This is a genomic window from Bacteroides sp. 14(A), assembly GCF_000526555.1.
In the GTDB taxonomy this organism is placed as follows: Bacteria; Bacteroidota; Bacteroidia; order Bacteroidales; family Bacteroidaceae; genus Bacteroides; species Bacteroides cellulosilyticus.
The window spans coordinates 117,981-139,988 of record NZ_JAGH01000001.1; the positions used below are offsets into that span (position 1 = coordinate 117,981).

14 protein-coding genes and 1 pseudogene are annotated in these 22,008 nt (G+C 41.4%); 10 read left to right on the top strand and 5 right to left on the bottom strand.

From position 1 onward, the window contains the following. The first annotated feature begins 8 nt into the window (after positions 1-8). Positions 9-1,832: a RagB/SusD family nutrient uptake outer membrane protein gene (locus K429_RS0100360; RefSeq protein WP_025725694.1), complete on the top strand. Its 1,824-nt coding sequence runs from the start codon at positions 9-11 to the stop codon at positions 1,830-1,832. A 115-nt stretch (positions 1,833-1,947) separates the two neighbouring features. Next, positions 1,948-2,610 carry a hypothetical protein gene (locus K429_RS0100365; RefSeq protein WP_022209859.1) on the top strand — a complete coding sequence of 221 codons (663 nt, stop codon included), beginning with the start codon at positions 1,948-1,950 and terminating at the stop codon, positions 2,608-2,610. Positions 2,611-2,690: 80 nt separating this feature from the next. Here K429_RS0100365 and K429_RS0100370 read toward each other — a convergent pair whose 3' ends face one another. Further along, a complete protein-coding gene (locus K429_RS0100370; protein WP_025725695.1) occupies positions 2,691-4,010 on the bottom strand; it encodes an ATP-binding protein in 1,320 nt (439 codons plus the stop codon). Positions 4,011-4,913: 903 nt separating this feature from the next. Here K429_RS0100370 and K429_RS0100375 point away from each other — a divergent pair. From K429_RS0100375 to K429_RS0100385, 3 genes are all read left to right on the top strand, one after another. Further along, positions 4,914-8,306, top strand: a complete 3,393-nt coding sequence (locus tag K429_RS0100375) for a TonB-dependent receptor (protein WP_007210701.1) — start codon at positions 4,914-4,916, stop codon at positions 8,304-8,306. A 23-nt stretch (positions 8,307-8,329) separates the two neighbouring features. Next, a complete protein-coding gene (locus K429_RS0100380; protein WP_022209683.1) occupies positions 8,330-10,027 on the top strand; it encodes a RagB/SusD family nutrient uptake outer membrane protein in 1,698 nt (565 codons plus the stop codon). A gap of 162 nt (positions 10,028-10,189) precedes the next feature. Further along, positions 10,190-11,239 carry a winged helix DNA-binding domain-containing protein gene (locus K429_RS0100385; RefSeq protein ID WP_007210699.1) on the top strand — a complete coding sequence of 350 codons (1,050 nt, stop codon included), beginning with the start codon at positions 10,190-10,192 and terminating at the stop codon, positions 11,237-11,239. 107 nt (positions 11,240-11,346) lie between these two features. Here the strand turns inward: K429_RS0100385 and K429_RS0100390 are convergent, their stop codons facing one another. Next, positions 11,347-12,354, bottom strand: a complete 1,008-nt coding sequence (locus tag K429_RS0100390) for an aspartate-semialdehyde dehydrogenase (protein WP_025725696.1) — start codon at positions 12,352-12,354, stop codon at positions 11,347-11,349. A 153-nt stretch (positions 12,355-12,507) separates the two neighbouring features. Between K429_RS0100390 and K429_RS0100395 the strand changes: the two genes are divergently transcribed. The 3 genes from K429_RS0100395 to K429_RS0100405 all read left to right on the top strand — a co-directional run bounded on the left by K429_RS0100395 (position 12,508) and on the right by K429_RS0100405 (position 16,098). Beyond that, on the top strand, positions 12,508-14,646 hold the full coding sequence (locus K429_RS0100395; protein WP_025725697.1) for a cation:proton antiporter: 2,139 nt from the start codon (positions 12,508-12,510) through the stop codon (positions 14,644-14,646). Between the two features lie 9 nt (positions 14,647-14,655). After that, entirely contained in the window at positions 14,656-15,366 is a 711-nt protein-coding gene (locus tag K429_RS0100400; protein WP_022209679.1) for a ThiF family adenylyltransferase, read from the top strand. A gap of 81 nt (positions 15,367-15,447) precedes the next feature. Continuing rightward, positions 15,448-16,098 (top strand): ABC transporter ATP-binding protein, encoded by a 651-nt coding sequence (locus K429_RS0100405; protein WP_025725698.1) that lies wholly within the window; start codon positions 15,448-15,450, stop codon positions 16,096-16,098. A gap of 2 nt (positions 16,099-16,100) precedes the next feature. On the opposite strand, the pseudogene K429_RS28340 reads toward K429_RS0100405, so the two are convergent. Next, positions 16,101-18,425: pseudogene (locus K429_RS28340) on the bottom strand (outer membrane beta-barrel protein). 222 nt (positions 18,426-18,647) lie between these two features. Here K429_RS28340 and K429_RS0100420 point away from each other — a divergent pair. Beyond that, positions 18,648-19,187, top strand: coding sequence for a hypothetical protein (locus K429_RS0100420; protein ID WP_231501791.1), 540 nt, complete (start codon positions 18,648-18,650; stop codon positions 19,185-19,187). Positions 19,188-19,198: 11 nt separating this feature from the next. Here K429_RS0100420 and K429_RS0100425 read toward each other — a convergent pair whose 3' ends face one another. After that, positions 19,199-20,134, bottom strand: coding sequence for a helix-hairpin-helix domain-containing protein (locus tag K429_RS0100425; RefSeq protein WP_025725700.1), 936 nt, complete (start codon positions 20,132-20,134; stop codon positions 19,199-19,201). A 3-nt stretch (positions 20,135-20,137) separates the two neighbouring features. Beyond that, positions 20,138-21,508 (bottom strand): sodium-dependent transporter, encoded by a 1,371-nt coding sequence (locus K429_RS0100430; protein ID WP_022209674.1) that lies wholly within the window; start codon positions 21,506-21,508, stop codon positions 20,138-20,140. A 104-nt stretch (positions 21,509-21,612) separates the two neighbouring features. Here K429_RS0100430 and K429_RS0100435 point away from each other — a divergent pair, with 104 nt between their 5' ends. Beyond that, the gene (locus K429_RS0100435; protein WP_007210677.1) at positions 21,613-22,005 is read left to right on the top strand and encodes a VanZ family protein; all 393 of its coding nucleotides are present in this window, start codon (positions 21,613-21,615) and stop codon (positions 22,003-22,005) included. The last annotated feature ends 3 nt before the right edge of the window (positions 22,006-22,008 follow it).

Here is a 22,008-nt window from a genome sequence, read left to right on the forward strand (position 1 = left end):
ATATCAATATGAAAAAATATATATTAATCATACTCTCTGCGGTAGTTCTAGCTACTACATCTTGTGATGACATTTTGGACCGCCCGCAACTAAACACTCCGACTGATGGCACCTTTTGGAAAACCGAGATGGATGCCCGTCTGTATGCCAACGGGTTTTATAGGAACTATTTTGTAGGCTATGCTGATGGATGGACAACTAATTATGCTCCTTTGCGTGGTTACTCCTTTTCGGATGATTTAGCTTCTACAGGTCAGCAGTCATCGTTTAGCAATTCGATTCCCAGTACCCTCGGCAGTTCAAATACAGGTGATTTGGCTACCTATCAGACCCAGTACGTTGGTCCGACTTGGAATTTTACCTGGATTCGTAAAGCGAACGTTTTTATGGAACGTCTGGAAGCTAATATGAAAGGGAATGTAACGGAAGAAGCGTATAATCACTGGCATGCTGTAGCAGCTTTCTTTAAATGCTTCTCTTACTCCCGGTTGGTAGCTGTATTTGGTGACGTACCCTACTATGAAACCTCATTTGCCAATAGCGACCTGGAAGCCATGTATAAAGACCGCGACAGCCGTGTATTTGTAATGGATAAAGTTTATGATATGTTAAAGAATGAAGTGTTGGTCAATATACGCACTAACGATGGCGATAACACTTTGAACCGGTATGTTGCAGCAGCGTTTGCCTCTCGCTGGATGCTTTTTGAGGGGACATGGCAGAAGTATCATGGCGGAGACCAGACTGCGGCAAACAAATATTTGCAGTTGGCAAAGGAAGCTGCCGAAATAGTAATCAATAGCGGTAAATACGCTATCGACACTCCATTCCGTGATGTGTTCGGTTCGCAGGACTTGAAAGGTAATAAAGAGGCTATTATGTATCGTCATTATACATTCGAAATGCTTAAACACCATATTGCATCTTATTCTAATGGTGTAGAAAGCCAGGCGCCAGCCCCCAATCTTGCGCTAGCAAAGTCTTTCATTTGCCAGGATGGTAAAGTTTATCAGCATTCTGATCTTGAGAATGCAAAGTTGTTGAGTGTAGCAAACTTGGCAAAAACTCGCGATCCGCGTTTTGAGGCAACATTTATTGATCATGTGAATATCAATTCTGTCACACTGCTGTATGCTTCCAAATTCATCGATCGTGAAGCATTGACGATGGATAATCCCAAGAACAATCCTATTTATGATTCTAATACCAATACAAATGATGCTCCGGTAATCCGTTACGCGGAAGTGCTGTTAAATTGGATTGAAGCTAAAGCTGAATTGGGTGGGGTAACTCAAGAAGATATCAACGCGTCTATTAATCAGTTAAGACGCCGTCCGCTGGATGCTACTGCACAGGCTAAAGGACTGAAAAACACTGCCGATATGGTATTAGCCGATATAACAGAAAATTTTGATCCTGCTAGGGATAAGGATGTCACCCCATTGATTTGGGAAATCCGCCGTGAACGCCGCATGGAGTTGTTTTATGAGCACTGCCGTTTGCATGACATCAAGCGTTGGAAGAAATTGGAGTATATGGACAACAACAAGTATCCGGATACAATGATAGGCCCTTGGGTAGATATGGTAAAAGAAGTTCCGGCTTACTTGGATGAACAGTATATTGGCAAGAGACAGGTCAAGAAGGAAGACGGTACAGTCATTACTTTCGATGGGAGCAATGCCTCCGAAATGGTAGGTTATTATATGCCTACTAATGTTCAGCCGCGTAATACTTTCAGTGACCGGAGTTATTGTTCTCCTGTAGGAGAGCAAGAAATCAATGCTTATGCGGAGAAAGGTTTCAAACTGACGCAGACAACAGGGTGGTAACTTTGTATAATAGTTTCTGAATCATTCTGGTTAAGAATATAATGCCCGCCCATTTGTGTTTTCAGCATAAATGAGTCGGGCATTATTGTTTATTCATTCATAATATAATGTAAATATGAAAAAATGCTTGCTTTTATTCTATTGGGCATGCACTGTATGTATGCTATATGCACAAGACAAGAATACTTCTTCTTTTCTTTTTGATGATTTTCAAGAAGCGGTTGTCTATTTCAAGAACGGTTCGCAATTTCGCGAAAAAATGAATTACAACATACTGGCAAACAAATTTTATTTTGTTGATCGTGTTGATAATAAGGTGAAGGCATTAAGTAACCCGCAAGATATACAGGTTATAAAATTCGGTAACCGGGTGTTCTATACGGAAGGGAATAATGGTATCGAGATTTTGCCGACGAATCCTGTACTGTATGTACAATACAAAGGGAATATGCGCAAAGAAGCCTCAAAAGGTGCGTTCGGCCAACCTACAGAAACAACTTCTGTAAAAACATACGGAGGAACGTATGCAGGACGCGGAGAACGTTATGATTTCGATCCGGAGAAGTTAATACTCGGGAGCCGATATAACATTTATTGGATAGAGCAAAAAGGAAAGAAAAAGCCTTTCAAGAATTTCAATCAGTTTTTGAAACTATATCCTAAACAGAAAGAAGAACTAAAGAGGTTTATCAAAGAAAACAATGTAGATTTCAATAATGTACAGCAAATCTCTATTTTGTGTATGCACGCTGAGTCTATTTATAACATTACCGACTAAAGTTACATTATTAAATGGTCATTAAATTAATGACCATTTAATAATGCAACGATAAAGACCAAGGGATAATGAGCGGATGATTATGAGATGAAAGATACAATCTTTTTTGTCCAATCCGCTAAATATAAAGGGATATTAATCAGTGTCCCGTCTTGCTTCAGATTGTTTAATGAATAGCGCAACTTGCATACCGGATGATAGGTTGCATCATAAACAGATAAGCTTTTACCTCCCAAACGGGTTTGAGCTTTTACTTCAACAGGGATAATGTCACTATCGGATTGAATGATAAAATCGACTTCCGCTTTTCCTAAAGAAGTCCAATAGCGTGGAAGGATGTCATATTGAGGCGCTAAACTTTGCAAAACGTAGTTTTCGGCAACAGCACCTTTAAATTCTGTATAAGTTTCATTTCCTAAAAAGATAGCTTCCGGCGGAAGACCTGACAATTCACGTAATAATCCGACATCAGATAAATAAACTTTAAATGCAGACAAATCATCGTAAGCTTTTAAAGGAAGAAAGGGCTTGGTGGTACAAAACACCCGATAAATCAAACCTGCGCTTTCCAACCAAAGCAGAGCGTCTTCATAATCACGGGCACGAGCGCCGGGTTTGACCATTTTGTAAACAAACTTTTGGTTCTCTTTGGCTAACTGGCTTGGGATAGAATTCCATATATGGATAATACGGGGAATATCCTTGTTTTCAGCATGCTTTGAAAAATCTAAAATATAGGCGTTAAGTATTGCCTGTTGTTCCTTTTTGACTTTTTCCATGCCTTTGTTTTCAAGGAAACTGTTGATGACAGCAGGCATGCCACCTATTACCAAATACTGCTGGTACAACTCGCTAAGGCGGTCTGTAATAAATTGAGGTAAAGCTGATATCTCGGACAATTCTTCCACGTAATTATATAGTTTCTCATTGGCTGTTTTCAGAAACTCTTTGAATGTGAGGGGATATAAATCGAGAAAATCAACTTTGCCTACCGGAAATGACTCCCCTTTAGTCAAAGCTACGCCTAATAATGAACCGGCAGCTACTACAACATATTCGGGTGAATCTTCGTAAAAATACTTTAATGAGTTTAAGGCAGAATTACATTCTTGAATTTCATCGAAAATGAGCAATGTCTCATTCGGTAAGATAGGGTAATCGGTCAGTAAGGACAATTGCGAGATAATCCGCGAAGGCTCTTTGGTCATTTTAAAGATTTCATGGATAGAATGATCCTTATCAAAATTGAATTTGACGGTGTATTTGAATTCTGTTCGTCCAAAATACTCAAGAATCCATGTCTTGCCAGTTTGACGAGCCCCTTTTAAAATAAGAGGTTTTCTCTCTGGATTGCGTTTCCACGTTTTCAATTCTTCGATTATACTACGATATAATTCCATAATAACTACTTTTATGTTTCGATTATTGGCAAAATATCACAAAACAGGTTCCGTTTATTGGCAAATATACCATAAATCGGAATATGAACAAATAATAAAGAGCTAAATAACATTTCTAATAAGAAAAACACAAAGAATAATTTGGCGTTAGCTAATTAAATGGGCTTTAATTAAATAATCCTCTATTTAATACAAAAACAAGGCATAAAAGATAAGTATATCGGACATGCGGCATCTATATATCGGACGCGTCACATCTATATATCGGATGCGCAGTATCTATATATCCAACGTCACCGATATATAGACGCTAAAAGAACAGGATGAAATCAGACTTGCCTGAAATTACATTGCTTGTTGTGAATAAGAACAAGCAATGTAATCATTCTCAACATTACTTGTTCCAGATCACAACATTACTTGCTTTCAGGTCAATCTTTCTTCTTTCAGGTTTCAGTTTTCCCCGAACGCCCTGTTCATCGGCATTCCGGCTGAAAGATACCTGAAACAGTCATAAGGTTGAAAGTTTCAGCTGTAACACCGATGAACAGGGTGCTCGGGGAAAACTGAAGGACCTGAAAGAGTATTTTCAGATTAAATAATTAGGTATAAGATGATACTCCATTTAATTCATTATCTGAAAGAAAGATATTAATTCTGCCAACAGATGTTATTATATTCTTTTTACCATAAAAAACTCGGCAATGTTCTCTTGGAACTTAGCTGATATATAATTATGGTAACAGAGATATAATATAAGTTAAACCTATAAATAGAGAAAGAGCCTATGAAACAGAAACTTATCTGACAGGAGAAATAGCCTTAGCTATTTCTAACTGACTATCCTTACCCCAACTTTTTAGAGAGAACTATTTAATTAATAACAAAATCATCAATCTTTTTATGAATGAAGATCGCAAAAAACGAGGATTAGCACATAGCAAATTCCTCACAGTAGTAGCAATGAGCGCACTGTTTTTAAGTAGCGGTAATGTGATGGCTACTCAAGTTGCTTCGGATAATGTCTTGGAAGTAACTGAGCAGTTACAATCTATTAATGTTACAGGTTTGGTCGTAGATGCGACGGGCGAGCCGATTATCGGTGCCAGTGTGGTAGAAAAGGGAACGACGAATGGTATTGTAACTGATATCGATGGTAAGTTTATTTTGAGTGTAAAGACTGGAGCTATATTAAAAATATCATTCGTAGGTTATCAGCCTCAGGAAGTGAAAGCTACACCTACTATGAAAATCGTGTTGAAGGAAGATACGGAATTACTGGATGAAGTTGTAGTTGTAGGTTATGGTGTACAGAAGAAAGCTAATCTAACAGGTGCGGTAACTACTGTAGACTTGAATAAGACTATGGCGGGACGCCCTCAGCAAGATGTATCCAAGGCATTGCAGGGTGCGGTTCCTGGTTTGAGCATTACTACAGAAAATGGTGATATCAACGGGAATGCTTCAATGCGTATTCGTGGTGTCGGTACGTTAAGCAACTCTGAAAAGAGTAATCCACTGATTGTGGTGGATGGAGTTCCGATGGACGATATCTCTTTCTTGAATACGCAGGATATTGAAAGTATCTCTGTACTGAAAGACGCCGCTTCTACCTCTATTTATGGTACCCGTGCTGCCTTTGGTGTTATTTTGATCAATACAAAGAGTGCTAAACCGACGGAAAAGGTTACTATAAATTATAGCAATAACTTTGCTTGGGATCAAGCAACCTACCTTCCGAATTTCTCGGATGTTCCCACACAACTTCGTTCTGCGTTGGAGGCTAAGGCAAATGCCAACCAATATGAAGTCGAACTTTTTGGTATGTATTTCGATAAGTTGTTGCCTTATGCTGAAAAGTGGGCACAACAGAATGGAGGAAGAAAACTGAAATACGGTGAAATGAGACCGTATCAGAGCGATAGCAATGTCGGTGATTATACCATCATTGACGGAACTCCTTATTACTATGCCGATTGGGATGTTCAGGATATTTATTATAGCAAAGCTGCTCCTTCGCAGAGCCACAACTTATCCGTTCAGGGAAGTTCAGGTAAAACTAACTACTACCTTTCTTTTGGCTATGATGAGAAAGAAGGTATTATGAAGGTGCGTCCGGATGAGTTGAAGAAGTACAACGTTTCAGTAAATGTGACTACGAATTTATATGATTGGTTGCAAGTAGGCGCACGTGTCAATTACTCCCGCAAGGCTTATCAACGCCCTGATATTTACAGTAGTACTTATCAGACCCTTTGGCGCTGGGGTTCTTTCTTCATTCCATCAGGCACCATTGATGGTTATGATACTCGCCTCATGGCTATGCGTAAACAAGCATCTGATCGTAAGGAAATAACAGACCTTACTCGTATGAATGCATTCTTGAAAGCTGAAATTATCAAGGGGCTTACTTTAAATGCCGATTTTACTTATGCAATTCAGAACTTGAACAGTGGTTCTGAGGACTTTTCGGTCTATGGTATCAACTGGTCAGGAATGCCTGTTCCCAGCTATATCGTTACCAAAAGTAATTCAGCTATTTGGCGTGATAATTCCAAGCAGAATACTTGGACTCTGAATGCGTATGCCAACTATGCCAAGACTTTTGCAAAGAGTCATAACTTGAATGTAATGGTTGGAGCCAATGCGGAAGAAGTGGATTACACTTATTTATATGGATATCGCAAAGGACTGTATGATGAAGCATATCCCGAATTGAATTTGGCGAGCCAAGATGGACAGCAAATAAACTGGTCACATACTTCCCGTGCATCAGCCGGTTATTTCGGTCGTATTAACTACGATTATAAGGGTATCTATCTGTTGGAAGTGAATGGACGTTATGACGGTTCTTCCAGATTCCCGCACAATGATAAATGGGCATTCTTCCCTTCTGCCTCTATAGGATATCGATTCTCGGAAGAAGCTTATTTTGCACCGTTGAAGAAAGTTATCAGCAATGCTAAATTCCGTGCATCCTATGGTGAAATTGGAAATGAAGCTATCGGAAACTATATGTTTGAAGAATTGATCAGCCAACGTGAAAATACATCGGCTACGGGATATATTTATTGGGTAGATGGCAATGGGGCCAATGCTAACAGATTGACTCAATACAATATGCCTAAACTGGTATCGAAGTCTCTTACCTGGGAACGTATCCGCACTACTGACATTGGTTTGGACTTAGGTTTCCTGAATAATGAACTGACCGTAGGTTTTGACTGGTATCAACGTGAAAACCGTGATATGCTTGCTCCAGCTCAAGTTTTGCCGAACAGTGTAGGTGCCACTGCTCCTTACGATAACGCAGGTACACTGCGTACTCGTGGATGGGAGTTGAACCTCGACTGGCATCATAAATTCGGTGAATTTAATGTTTATGCCAATTTCAATCTTAGCGATTCTAAAACGAAAGTAACAAAGTGGAATAATGATACTAAGTTGCTTAGTTCTTATTTTTCGGGCAAGACTTATGGTGACATTTGGGGCTTCGAAACAGATCGTTATTTTGAAGAATCAGACTTTACAGGTCAGAATGCAGATGGTTCATGGATCTATAAGTCAGGCGTTGCCAGCCAGTCCGCACTTGAACGGGCTCCGTTCCACTATGGTCCTGGTGATATTAAGTTCAAAGATTTGGATGGCAGTGGTGCGATTGACGGTGGAAAAGGAACAGCTGATGATCATGGTGACTTGAAAGTTATCGGTAATTCACTTCCTCGTTACGAATATAGCTTCCACTTAGGTGGTAGTTGGAAAGGCATTGACCTGGATTTGTTCTTCCAAGGCGTAGGCAAACGTTCTGATTGGACTATTGCTTCTCTGAATTTCCCGATGATGCGTTCTGCCGACTTAGCTGTTTACGAACATCAATCAAGTTACAACAGAGTGTTCTATAGTGATGACTGGAAAACAATTACCGGCTATGATATCAACCAAGGCAATACTTATCCTCGTTTATATCCGGGAAATGAAGCCAAAGGTACTGTATCGGGTATTGCGAACGGTTCCAACAACTACTATCCGCAAAGCCGTTACTTGACTGATATGTCTTATCTCCGTTTAAAGAACGTAACTGTCGGTTATACTTTACCGAAGGAATGGACCCGCAAAGCTTTCATCGAAAAGGCGCGCATCTACTTTAGCGGTAGCAACCTCTTCTTGCTTTACAAGGGTAGCGATCTCCCCGTTGATCCGGAAATCAGTACAGGCGACGGGCTTACTTCAGCAGGTTGGGGACGTACGGCACCTATTACCCGTACTTTCTCGTTCGGTATTCAGGTAACCTTATAATAATGATTAAAACAATAAGAATGATGAAAAAGCTATTCATATACGGAACAATGGCACTGATGGCCTTGACAAGTTGTAATGACTTTCTCGACAAAGCACCTTTGGATGCCTTTACCAATACTCCTGCATATTGGAGTAATACGAGTAATCTTGACAACCAATGCAATACGTTCTATAACAACTATTCAGGTTATGGAAACGGCAGTGGTAGCGGATGGTACTATTTTAAGACATTGAGTGATGATCAGGTAGACTATCAGTCGACAGTCTGGACTTACACAAGTGTAGTGGCTACTTCTACAAATTGGTCCGACCCTTTCACCGAAATCCGTCGTGCTAATTATATTATCGAAGGATTGAAAACATCTTCTCTTGATGACGCTGTTAAAGCTAATTATGAAGGTCTGGCACGTTTGAACCGGGCATGGGAATATTATCAATTGGTTCGCATGTATGGTGACGTACAGTGGATAACTACGGTTGTAGACCCGGCAGAAAAAGATGTGGTTTACGGACCACGTACGGATCGCGATATTGTAATGGACAATGTCCTTGAAGATCTGAACTATGCTACGACTACAATTACGGGAACCAACAAGCAACGCTTCAGTGCTGACATGGCACTGGCTATGAAAGCTGACATCACGTTGTACGAAGGTACCTACTGTAAGTATCGCAATGCAAATGACAATGCTGGTAAGGCTGCCGACAACGCTCGTGCTGAGAAGTACTTGCGTGAATGTGTGTCTGCTTGTGAAACTTTGATGGGGAAGGGATATTCATTGAATCCGAGCTACCAAGGAAATTATAATTCAATATCGCTCAGCTCCAATCCGGAAATGATATTCTATAAGCCTTATTCGCAGAATACATTTATGCATTCTACTATTGACTACACTATAAATACCAGTGGTACCAGCGGTATGACTAAAAATGCTTTTGACAGTTATCTGTTCCTTGATGGTAAGCCCAAAGCAACCACTACAATGGATACCAATGATGCCGCAGTAAAAGATGCAAATGGAAAGTATAACCTTGAGTCTGTGCTTGCTGTTCGCGATAAGCGATTGGCGATTACTCTCGATCCTGTATTATGCTTTAAGGGTAGTGCTTATAGCCGTGCCGGAGTTGCTGCATTTACTTCTACTACCGGTTATGGCATAGCTAAATATGATAATACGGCGGAATTGTCAGTAAGTGACCGTAACAGTATTGGCAAGCAATATACAGATTGCCCGCTTTTCTGGTTGTCTGTTGTCTATCTGAACTTTGCTGAAGCCAAGGCAGAGCTTGGAACATTGACGCAAGCCGATCTTGATAATTCCATCAATAAATTGCAGGAACGTGCCGGTCTGCCCGCTATGACTACCAGTCCGGAAGCCGATCCGGCTAATAATATGGGTGTCAGTAATTTGCTTTGGGAAATCCGCCGTTGCCGTCGTTGTGAGTTGATGTGCGATAACTGGACACGTTATTGGGATTTAATTCGTTGGCATAAGCTTGATTTACTTGACTCTTCCAAGAATCCTACGATCTATCTTGGGGCTAACATGAAGAATGTAGAAAATCCGGAAGTGGATGTTAATAGTGATGGGTACATGATTGGTTCCAATACCATCAACCAACCGCGTACCTACGAGGCTAAGCATTATTTCTATCCTATACCTACCACTCAGCTGACTCTGAACTCGAATATGGAACAGAATCCGTTCTGGAAATAAGGTGAGATTGTTAATGGCGTAACTGAAAGAGGTTGGATTCTATTTGTTAGAGTCCAGCCTCTTTCTTGTTGGGATATAGGGGCGTTGTTGGATATCACAAAATATTCTCTATCTTTGTAAAAAGCTGTCCGATACTAAAATCATAATTTTATCATTTGAACCATGCTTAAACTAAGAATGTTGTCACAGGGTATTGCAGGACCACGGTTTGAAAAGCCGGAGGAAGTTGTTGAATGGATGGGTGCCATGCAGGCACAGGACATCAGGGCGGCGAAGTGGGCTGTAGGGTTGCGTATTGCAAGTCCCTCGCTGACGGCTGTGCAAGAGGCGCTGGATACGGGCCGGATTTTGCGTCTTCATGTGATGCGTCCCACGTGGCATTACATTCCCGGTAGAGACATCAAATGGATGACGGGGTTATCCACTAAAGGTCTGCTGTCTAAATTTCGTTTTTATGCCAAGCATTTCAGTCTGACTGAAGAAGACTTCCTCCGCAGTAAGCCCCAGATAGAAGAAGTGTTGAGCGGACAACACCTGACGAGCCAGGAAGTTCTTGAACAACTCCACTCAAAGGGCATTGCTCTCGATGAACCCATCGTGAAAATGTATCTGAGTTTTGGCGAGGCAGACGGTACCGTGTGCAGCGGCATCGAGAAGAACGGAAAGCATACCTACGCACTGACCTGTGAAAGAATTCCGGATGCCATCGAGCTCTCCCATGAGGAGGCTCTTGCAGAACTTACACGGCGATATTTCAGGAGCCACGGTCCGGCCACACTGGAAGATTTTGTTTGGTGGTCTGCATTGAATATAGGCGAAGCGCGTAATGCCATCGCTTCACTTGGCACTGAAATGATAACAGAGCGGTATAATGACCGTGAAATGCTGATACATGCTTCTTCGCCCGGGCTTGTAGGAGAGGTGGAGATTGATGAAAGAAATGTATTCCAGTTCCTTCCACCGTTTGATGAATACTTGGTAAGTTACAAAAATCGTTTAGACTGTATAAAGGAAGCGCATACGAAGTATGCTTATAATAATTTTGGTATATTTCAATCTGTAATTCTCCATCAAGGCCGTATCACCGGGAATTGGCGTAAAACTTCAAAGAAAGGGGTTTTTGATACATCTTTTTTCCCTGGGTGCAGGCCTGCTGCGAAGAAACTTATCGAAAAAGCTATAAAGGAATGTGTATTGTTCCATGAAAGTTGAATTTTTCTTTATATTGTAATATGAAAGAAGAGGCTATCTCACATTCGAGACAGCCTCTTCTTCATTAATTACCATTTCTTTAATGGATATGTCTTTATCAGTAATGCTTAGAGAGCATTCTCTTTTACCAAATATTCTGCAATCTGTACTGCGTTCAGTGCAGCACCTTTCTTGATCTGGTCACCCACAATCCAGAAAGTCAGGCCGTTTTCATTAGCCAGATCCTTACGGATACGACCTACATAAACGGGGTCTTTACCTGCAAGGAACAAAGGCATTGGATATTCCTTTTCGGCAGGGTTATCCTGCAATACCAAACCGTCGCCTTTTGCAAAAGCTTCACGAGCTTCTCCCACTGAAATAGGACGTTCTGTTTCTACCCAAATACTTTCAGAGTGAGAACGAAGAGCAGGAACGCGTACGCAAGTTGCGCTTACTTTTATGTCAGAATGCATAATCTTGCGGGTTTCGTGGAACATCTTCATTTCTTCTTTGGTGTATCCATTATCAGTGAATACATCAATCTGAGGAATGAGGTTGAATGCCAACTGGTATGCAAACTTTTCAACAGTAACAGATTCACCTGCTAACACCTGGCGGTATTGTGTGTACAATTCATCCATAGCGGCAGCACCTGCACCGCTGGCGGCCTGATACGTAGAAACGTGTACAGTCTTTATGTGAGAAAGCTGTTCGATGGCTTTCAGTGCCACTACCATCTGTATAGTGGTACAGTTAGGGTTGGCGATGATGCCGCGTGGACGATCTTTTGCGTCGGCAGCATTTACCTCGGGAACTACCAAAGGTATGTCATTATCCATACGGAAAGCACTGGAGTTATCGATCATCACGGCACCATGTTTGGTGATGGTCTCGGCATACTCTTTAGAGGTACCAGCGCCTGCGGAAGTGAAAGCGATATCAACCCCTTTAAAGTCATCGTTGTGTTGCAAGAGTTTTACCTCGATCTGTTTACCGCGGAATGTGTATTTTGTTCCGGCACTGCGTTTAGAACCGAACAACACTAACTCATCCAACGGGAAATTTCTTTCATCGAGCACACGCAGGAACTCCTGTCCCACGGCTCCGCTTGCTCCAACAATAGCTACTTTCATTTTCTTTTGTTTTTTATTAAGTTTATAAAAATGTTCTTCTATGCTTAAAAACGATAGAATTGGCTGCAAATTTATAACAATTTGCTGTATGACAACGTATAAAATGAAAACTTTTTTGTTATTTTGCAACGTAAAACCTAAAACTTGAAGCCCATGGACTTATTTGACTTCAGTCTGAAACTTCCGATTACTGATCCTACATGGATATTCCTCCTTGTATTGCTTATCATATTGTTTGCTCCCATTTTGTTGAATAGATTGCGTATTCCACATATCATCGGTATGATATTGGCGGGATTGGTAATTGGTGAGCATGGATTTAATATTTTGGCGCGGGATAGTAGTTTTGAACTGTTTGGTAAAGTTGGTTTATACTATATAATGTTTTTGGCTGGTCTGGAAATGAATATGGCGGATTTCAAGCAGAATCGGGGGAAGGCCGTAATGCTGGGATTATTAGCTTTTATTATTCCAATCATGATCGGTTTGGTGGTGAATATGACCTTCTTGAAGTATAGTTTGATCACTTCAGTCCTGTTGGCAAGTATGTATGCTTCACATACTCTGGTAGCATATCCCATTGTTATCCGGTATGGTGTATCCCGACATCGAAGTGTCAGTATTGCTGTAGGAGGTACAGCGGTGACTGATACACTTACGTTGCTGGTCCTGGCTGTAGTGGGTGGTATGTTTAAGGGAGAATCCGGTGGACTGTTTTGGGTATGGCTGGTGGTTAAAGTCGTTTTCCTTGGTGGATTGATCATGTATTTTTTCCCCCGTATCGGTCGTTGGTTCTTCCGTAGGTACGATGATAATGTAATGCAGTTCATCTTTGTGCTTGCTATGGTATTCTTAGGGGCAGGATTGATGGAATTTGTAGGAATGGAGGGTATCCTTGGTGCATTCCTTGCGGGGCTGGTGTTGAACCGGTTGATACCCCATGTTTCTCCGTTGATGAATCATTTGGAATTTGTAGGTAATGCGCTTTTCATTCCTTACTTCCTGATTGGTGTGGGAATGATGATTGATATACATGTGATTTTTGGGCATGGTGATGCTCTGAAGGTGGCAGGAGTAATGATAGCGGTTGCTTTGACCGGTAAATGGATTGCTTGCTGGTTGACACAGAAAATCTATAAGATGGGAGCCATTGAGCGGGAGTTGATGTACGGTTTAAGTAATGCCCAGGCTGCTGCTACACTGGCTGCCGTCTTGGTCGGATATAACATCATCTTGCCCAATGGTGAAAGGTTGCTGAATGATGATGTGCTGAACGGTACTGTGTTGCTTATCCTTGTGACTTGCGTGGTGAGTTCGTTTATTACTGAGCGCGCTGCCCGTAAAATAGCTATTGATGAGGCGCATTTGGAGGATGAAAAGCGTCCGACAGAACTAGAGAAGATTTTGATACCGGTTGCAAATCCGGATACGATTGAAGACTTGGTTAATCTGTCATTGGTGATACGTGACCCTAAACAGAGGGATAATCTGTTAGCGCTGAACGTAATAAATGATAATAATGCGTCGGAAGCTCTGGAACTCCGTGGAAAACGTTATCTGGAGAAAGCGGCAATGATAACGGCTTCAGCGGATGTATCACTGAAACAAATTAGTCGTTATGATCTGAATATTGCTTCGGGTATTATCCATACTGCTAAAGAACATGGAGTGACGGATGTAGTGATTGGCCTGCACCGTAAGGTGAATATCGTGGATTCTTTCTTTGGTATGCTGGCTGAGAATTTGCTGAAAGGCTTGCATCGGGAAGTAATGATTGCTAAGTTCCTGATGCCGATTAATACTTTACGGAGAATTAATATTGCCGTTCCGCCCAAGGCGGAATATGAAGCTGGTTTCCAGAAGTGGGTGGAACATTTCTGCCGTATGGGAAATACATTGGGGTGCCGGGTGCATTTCTTCGCTAACGAAGAAACAACCACGCTTTTGCAAATTCTGGTGAAGAAAAGATTTAGTTCCACCATGACTGATTTTTCTCGTTTGGACGATTGGGGAGATTTGTTGTTGCTGACCGGGCAGGTGAATTATGATCATTTACTCGTGATTATCAGTGCCCGTCGTGGTTCTATCTCTTATGATCCTGCATTTGAGAGACTTCCCGCGCAATTAGGAAAGTATTTTGCCAATAATAGTTTGATAGTGCTGTATCCGGATCAATTGGGTGAGCCTCAAGATATGTTGTCATTTTCTAACCCGCGTGGCAATAATGAGGATCAGCATTATGAAAAGGTGGGTAAATGGTTCTATAAATGGTTTAGGAAAAGTGATAAGTGATTAGTAAGGATGGAAGATTGGCGGCAAAGGACACAACTCTTGTTGGGTGATGAAAAGATGGAACGGCTACGGCAGGCGCATGTGCTTGTAGTAGGCCTGGGTGGAGTAGGAGCGTATGCGGCGGAAATGATTTGTCGCGCGGGAGTAGGGCGTATGACGATTGTGGATGCAGATATGGTGCAACCAACGAATTTGAACCGTCAGCTTCCGGCTTTGCATTCTACGCTGGGGATGAGTAAGGCGGAAATTCTTGAGAAACGCTTCCGGGACATTAATCCGGAAATTGGACTGACCGTATTGCCCGTATTTCTGAAAGATGAAAATATTCCTGAACTGCTGGACGCGGCCTCCTATGATTTTGTAGTGGATGCTATTGATACATTGTCCCCAAAATGTCATTTGATTGCAGAGGCCATGAAGCGACATATTAAGATAGTCTCCAGCATGGGAGCCGGTGCAAAGAGTGATATAACTCAGGTCTGTTTTGCCGATATATGGGATACTTATCATTGCGGGCTGAGCAAAGCAGTCAGAAAACGACTCCAAAAAATGGGAATTAAGCGTAAACTGCCGGTAGTGTTCAGTACGGAGCAGGCAGATCCGAAAGCGGTACTGCTGACTGAGGATGAAATGAATAAGAAATCGACATGTGGAACTGTTAGCTATATGCCGGCGGTATTCGGATGTTATCTGGCGGAGTATGTGTTGAAGAGATTATGATCAGCAAGCACATCTTTTGCCATCTTATTGGCAAAGAATCAGTACTTAAGTAATTATTCATTAGATAAAAATGAAGTATGTATGATACAATTACAAGGAATAACCAAGAGTTTCGGTAGCCTGCAAGTTCTGCGGGGAATCGATTTGAACATAGATAAGGGCGAGATCGTTAGTATTGTTGGTCCGAGTGGAGCGGGAAAGACTACTTTACTTCAGATTATGGGAACTTTGGATGCCCCTGATAGCGGAATGATAACGATCGACGGTACATTGGTTAGCCGTATGAAGGAGAAGGAACTGTCGGCTTTCCGTAACAAACATATTGGGTTTGTCTTTCAGTTTCACCAGCTTTTACCAGAATTCACGGCATTGGAAAACGTGATGATACCTGCATTTATTGCAGGTGTGGGGCAGAAAGAGGCTACTGCATCTGCGCTGGAATTATTGGAGTTTATGGGCCTGACTGACCGTGCCGGGCATAAGCCCAATGAACTTTCAGGTGGGGAAAAACAACGTGTGGCCGTAGCCCGTGCTCTTATTAATCATCCGGCTGTGATACTGGCTGACGAACCTTCGGGTAGCCTGGATACTCATAATAAGGAAGAATTGCATCAGCTTTTCTTCGATCTTCGCAATCGTTTCGGACAAACATTTGTTATTGTCACTCACGATGAAGGACTGGCACGGATTACGGACCGTACGGTGCACATGGTTGACGGGGAAATAGTTTGATTTTATTTTCCCGTACTCATTACTCCTGATTCATTATCGCTATTGTTTACTTTTCTTTGTGTTGCTTTGAACTTACGCCCAAAAGAAAAATTGTAGGATAAGCTGACTAGAAACATACGTGAGCTTTCCTTAATATAGCTTTTAGTCTTGTACGAGGCAAATTGATTCCAATTCTCATTCTCTACTTTATAATTATCAGTGAATGGGTTGAAAGCACCTACGCCCAAACGGAGATCTTTATATTATTAATATAGACCTAATATCTGGATGTTTTCTCCTCCTGAGAGGGTTTCTCCCCAAAAGTTGTTCCAATTGGTATTGATCTGCCAGAACAGGGAGAATCGTTTGTAATTGAATGAAGCTTGTCCTTCGTAATACCAGTTGGTATAAGTATGAGAATAATTGTTTCCATGACTCATATAATGGTTCACTCCTCCTGTAAATGAAAGTTGTAGCATATCCCATAGTGGACCTACACGGAGCATCAGACGTCCAGATAACTTTTGCCAGTCTTTCTGGTTATCCCACGTTTGTACTATTTTATTGTCTTCCTGTAACTTCTCATCCATAATGGCATTGGGACGATAATCATATGCACCCCATAGATTACTGTAGAAAATGCCTTTCTTCCATTCATAAGTCAGTTCCGTGCGATAGCACATATACGATTTCAGGTTTGGATTACCACGGCGTATCTGGAAAGAGTCTATAGTTTGTTCTATAGCACTCAGGTTACTCAATGAAGGAGTTGCATTGAATACTTCGGCTTTCCAACGGAGGTATGAGTTCTCGGAAAAAGTGTAATGCAATGTAGCTTTCGGGTTTACATTGTACTTTTTAGAAGAATCATCATTCCCGCTTTGGTTGTAATAGAAACGGGTTAGACTGATTCCTAATCTATAATCCAATTTGTTTATCTTACCACGGTATTCACTGAATATGTAACTGTTTCCCTGGTTCATCCGGGTATCATAATTATGGCCGTTTCTGTATTCGTTGTTAGAATAGGACTGGGTGTGCTTTAAGCCAAAACTCAATGCGTTTCCTTTTGAGAACTGCTTTTCGTAAATGGCTTCTCCAATTAAGGAGTATTTGTCACCCAATACATTGTTATTAATGTCAGTCAACATTTCGTTGTGTAGGCTTTCCTGATAGATACGGTGCGACTTCTCCCGGTTGTAAGTTCCTACCAGATTGAATACCAACGTCTGCTTCTTTTTTAGGTTTTGCTGATAGTAGAGGTCTAAAGAGGGGCGAGTCCAGCTATTCTTGGTGCGGTCTATCATATTTACCATATCTGTTTCATCATTCACATTATAGAGCACTCCTTGGTAATCCCAATTGGGTTGATTGTTTCCACGCAGGCGGAATGTGGCACTGAAGAGAGAATTCTTGGATGCCTGAAGGCTGTAACTGACATTCAGATTTTGCATAAACAACATGGCATGGCTGGGTTCTCCCTTTTCTACGCGCTGAGTGGTATTTCCATCTGCTAAGCGGAATGTTTCTTCATTATCCCGATACATACCGTAGAAATCGCGGGGGCCCATGTGGTAAGAAAGACCGAATTCTGATTTTTTATGATTGACTTTACCGAATACGTTGTAGCTTCCCCACATTGCATTGATTCCCTGACTGAGATCGGTGCCGAAGCTTCCTCCCGTATCGGGGCGGCGAACAATGTAATCGAGTACGATTTCCGCATTGCCATAACGTAAGCCGGGATTGTCATGATATTCTATACGGATGATATCGGCGGGGCGCAGAGCTTTTATCTCATTGATATCTGCCTTGACTCCGTTGATACGTATTTGTAGTTCACCCCCACCGGATATTCCGATTTCGTTATTCATCGGATTGACCTGGATACGTGGGAGCATCAGTTCTTGTAACAGATTGACTCCATTGGTGGAGACTTTCATCTGGCGTTCGGAAGGGAATACCAGTTTCCGGTCGGGACGGTTGATTTGATTGGAACCATTGATGATTACACCCTCCAAGGCTACTGAGGCATCTTCCAGAAAAATATCTCCCAGATCTGTATTACGTTTTACTCCATTCAATGTGATGTATTGTGTGTTGTATCCAACACAAGAAAGAACCAATCGGTAATTTCCAGCTTCTACTTTATTGAAGATGAAGCTTCCGTTATTGTTGGTAGACACACCATTTACAAAGACAGAGTCGGTGGTTTGTAGTACTACGTTTACAAATTCTGTGGCTTCATTGTCTGTTGCATTGCGTATAGTACCTTTTATCTCTATTTTTTGAGCAAATACTCCCTGTACCATACTGACTATTAGTATGGCTATTAATAATCTTTTCATTGTGATTTTTTTATTTTAATTTCTAATTTCAGACTGGCCTGTCCTGTTTCAGATTGTTTTCTATTGATTAGACGAAGTAGAGTCTGGTAAAGTTGCATCAATTGCTATTTTTTATTTAGAAAAACAAACGCCTTTTAAATCTGTTTCTATATAAGATGGATGGAAATTATAACATTTTGTTATATCTTAGCCCTGATTTTTATAACTTATATAGATTGCATTATGAAAAAAGTAATTCTTGCTTTAGTTGCATCTGCATTTGTGTCATTCACTTATGCGCAGGATGTAAATTTCGATTCCTTTAAACGAATCGAATCGGATAAGGTGTTGAACCTGTCAGCCGATCAAATTGCAAAAATCAAAAAGCTAAATAAAGAAGTGGGACCTAAGTTTAGAGCTATTGGACGGAGTAACCTTACTGGATATGAAAAGGGGCAAAAGAAGAGGGCGTTGGCTCTTGAACACAAAGCTGCCATTAGGGCTATCTTGTCAGAAAATCAAATCAAAGCATGGGAAACGCATTATGGAAGTATGAATAATGGTGAAGGCTTGCGCGGCATCATGAAAGATGATTACGATAATAGACTCGATCAATTGGAAGCGAAGTTTGAAAAAGATAAAGAGGCTATTGAAAATAGTTCTTTATCTAAAGATGTCAAAAAAGACAAGGTGAGGTCCCTTAAAAATCAATATAAACAGGAGAAGGAACACTTGAAGAATGAACGTGATGCTGCTATCCGGTCAGGAGTTTTGGAGAAGTAATTTTAAGGCTATCACTCAAAGCAGACATAGTGGCTGATTCTTTCCAGATCAGCTTTTGTAAATTCCTCGTAAAGGGAGAAAGGTTTAAGGCTCGTTAACGAGCCTTTTTTCTTGCGGTATTCTACAATGGCTTTGGCTTGATAGAAGTTGATGTAAGGGTGGGAGCGTAATCTGTCTATGCCAGTGTGGTTCAAGTTTATGCGGTGAACATTTGTCAGGTCGATACTAAACCAGGCTTGCAGTTGTTGGGTATCCAGATTGATATCCTTTAATTGTTCTATTTGGTAGAATCCGCCAAGGTGTTGCCGATAACCCACAATCAGGCGGGCAATGCCGCTTCCGATACCCGGAACCTTTTTTAATTCGGTGGTGTCGGCGCGATTAAGATCAAGAATAGTGCCGGTTTTATATTTTATATTTTCCACTGGTACAGTTTCTGTAATATACAGTTGTGGTGTATGACGTACTGTGTCTTCCGGTGGGATATGTATGTAAGGTGACAGAACAGAGTATTGATCTTCTGTCATTCCATATATCTTTTTAAAATCTTCCGTTTTACGGAATTTGCCACCCTTTGCCCGATAGTGCAGGATATTCTTTGTCATCCATGCTGGTAGTCCTAAGTGTCGGAATGTTATGGAGTCTGCCGTATTGGGATTGAAAGAAGCCAAGATGACGGGAATGCTTTCTACCTTCTTTGGCTTATAACTCGTATATTGCTTTTCACCGGATTGCTCTTTTTCTTCCAGTGAGGCTATGAATTCTTCATATTCCTGTTGGGCGATAGCTTGTATAAGCTTGTCATCCAGAGAGATCTGATCTCTTCGTTGCCAGGCGGATATAAGATACCCGGCGAGAAAAACGATACAGATAGTTGCTATGAGCATCAGGATACCTCGCTTTTCTCCCCGGGAAAAGTAAAAGAAATCTTTAAATAGATTCTGCATCTCCTACAATTTCAAGAATCCCAATTCCTTAATAAAGATGAGTGAAATTGCTATCGGAGCTATAAACTTCAATATGAAAATCAGCAATTTGTAGAACGTTACTTTCAGTGTTCCGTTATTGCTGACTTCTTCCCAGACAATCTTTTTATTCAGATACCAGCCGGTAAAGATGGAAATGCACAGACCACCTAACGGTAACATGATCTTAGCTGTGACAAAGTCGAACATGTCGAATAAATTCAGTCCGAACAGAGTATATCCTTTACCTACTCCCAATGAAAGAGAACATAAGGTTCCCAAAAATATACAACCGCCCGTTACGAAGCTTGCCGCGCGTTTCCGGCTCAGGTGGAATTCCTCGTGCAGATAAGCCGTCACCACTTCGTGCATAGAGATGGTGGAAGTCAGTGCTGCAACTGCCAGAAGAATATAGAACATGACTGAAAATATATAAGCTAATAAAGGTACTCCGCTAAATGCCTGTTGGAATACATTGGGTAGTGTAATGAAGATAAGACTCGGACCGGCATCCGGCTGAATACCCACCGAAAATGCAGCAGGAAAGATGATAAGTCCTGCCAATATAGCTACAAATGTATCGATAATACTGACACTGAAAGCAGTTTTAGTCAGATTCGTGTCTTTTTTGAAATACGATGCATAGGTGCAAAGGCATCCCATTCCTAGACTCAGGGAGAAGAAGGCCTGTCCCATGGCACTTAGGAATACGTTGGTAGTTACCTTATCCCATTCCGGTTTTAGAAGAAATTCCAGACCGGCACCAGAGCCAGGTAATGCAATGGAACAACCTGCCAGTATGATTAACAGAATAAACAACATCGGCATCATAATTTTGGCAGACTTTTCAATACCTTTTTCCACCCCTTTCACGATGATGAAGTGGGTGGAAAGAAGAAAGAGTACCAGCCAAATAACGGGGCGCCAGGGATTAGAAGAGAAGGAATTAAAAGTGTTAATATAATCGGCTGCTGTTTTTCCGGCAAAGTTATCGGTAACAGCTTCACCAATGAATTCCAGTGTCCAGCCAGCCACTACGGAATAGTAGCTCAAGATCAGAAAACCTGCCAATACTCCCATACGACCTACCCAACGCCAGTGCGTACCCGGTGCCAGTTTTTGATAAGCACCGGCAGTGTTGGCGCGTGAATGACGTCCGATAAGAAACTCGGATACCATGATAGGAATTCCCAATATAAGTACACATGCTAAGTAGATGAGAATAAACGCAGCACCGCCGTGATTACCTGTCTCATAGGGAAATCGCCAGATATTACCCAGACCAACCGCGGAACCTGCCGAAGCAAGTATGACACCTAATTTGCTCCCAAAATTGGCTCTGTCATTTTTAGTCATAAAAAAGTAGATTTTTCTTTCATTTCGTTATTATTCTCTACTAGAACATGCAAATATAGAAAATGTTCTGTACTTTTGCGCACAAATCGTTCATAAATTGAGATATGCTATACTATATTAAGAAATATCCGGTATCATTACTGATTATACTGACGGTAATCTATTTGTCGTTCTTTAAACCGCCTACCACCGATTTGAGCAATATTCCTAATATTGATAAAATCGTACATGTTTGTATGTATTTAGGGATGTCTGGTATGTTGTGGCTGGAGTTCCTGCGGGCGCACCAAAAAGGAGATTCTCCATTGTGGCATGCATGGGTAGGAGCGTTTGTCTGTCCGGTATTATTTAGTGGAATGGTAGAATTGTTACAGGAATACTGCACTACTTATCGTGGAGGCGATTGGCTTGACTTTGCTGCAAATACAACAGGAGCGCTGATTGCTTCGCTGATAGGATATTTTGTATTACGTCCGCGAATGGCAAAGAAACAATAATGG

Coding starts and splice junctions, on each gene's coding strand:
- K429_RS0100360 (WP_025725694.1), top strand. CDS start 9: ATGAAAAAATATATATTAATCATACTCTCTGCGGTAGTTCTAGCTACT.
- K429_RS0100365 (WP_022209859.1), top strand. CDS start 1,948: ATGAAAAAATGCTTGCTTTTATTCTATTGGGCATGCACTGTATGTATG.
- K429_RS0100370 (WP_025725695.1), bottom strand. CDS start 4,010: ATGGAATTATATCGTAGTATAATCGAAGAATTGAAAACGTGGAAACGC.
- K429_RS0100375 (WP_007210701.1), top strand. CDS start 4,914: ATGAATGAAGATCGCAAAAAACGAGGATTAGCACATAGCAAATTCCTC.
- K429_RS0100380 (WP_022209683.1), top strand. CDS start 8,330: ATGAAAAAGCTATTCATATACGGAACAATGGCACTGATGGCCTTGACA.
- K429_RS0100385 (WP_007210699.1), top strand. CDS start 10,190: ATGCTTAAACTAAGAATGTTGTCACAGGGTATTGCAGGACCACGGTTT.
- K429_RS0100390 (WP_025725696.1), bottom strand. CDS start 12,354: ATGAAAGTAGCTATTGTTGGAGCAAGCGGAGCCGTGGGACAGGAGTTC.
- K429_RS0100395 (WP_025725697.1), top strand. CDS start 12,508: ATGGACTTATTTGACTTCAGTCTGAAACTTCCGATTACTGATCCTACA.
- K429_RS0100400 (WP_022209679.1), top strand. CDS start 14,656: ATGGAAGATTGGCGGCAAAGGACACAACTCTTGTTGGGTGATGAAAAG.
- K429_RS0100405 (WP_025725698.1), top strand. CDS start 15,448: ATGATACAATTACAAGGAATAACCAAGAGTTTCGGTAGCCTGCAAGTT.
- K429_RS0100420 (WP_231501791.1), top strand. CDS start 18,648: ATGAAAAAAGTAATTCTTGCTTTAGTTGCATCTGCATTTGTGTCATTC.
- K429_RS0100425 (WP_025725700.1), bottom strand. CDS start 20,134: ATGCAGAATCTATTTAAAGATTTCTTTTACTTTTCCCGGGGAGAAAAG.
- K429_RS0100430 (WP_022209674.1), bottom strand. CDS start 21,508: ATGACTAAAAATGACAGAGCCAATTTTGGGAGCAAATTAGGTGTCATA.
- K429_RS0100435 (WP_007210677.1), top strand. CDS start 21,613: ATGCTATACTATATTAAGAAATATCCGGTATCATTACTGATTATACTG.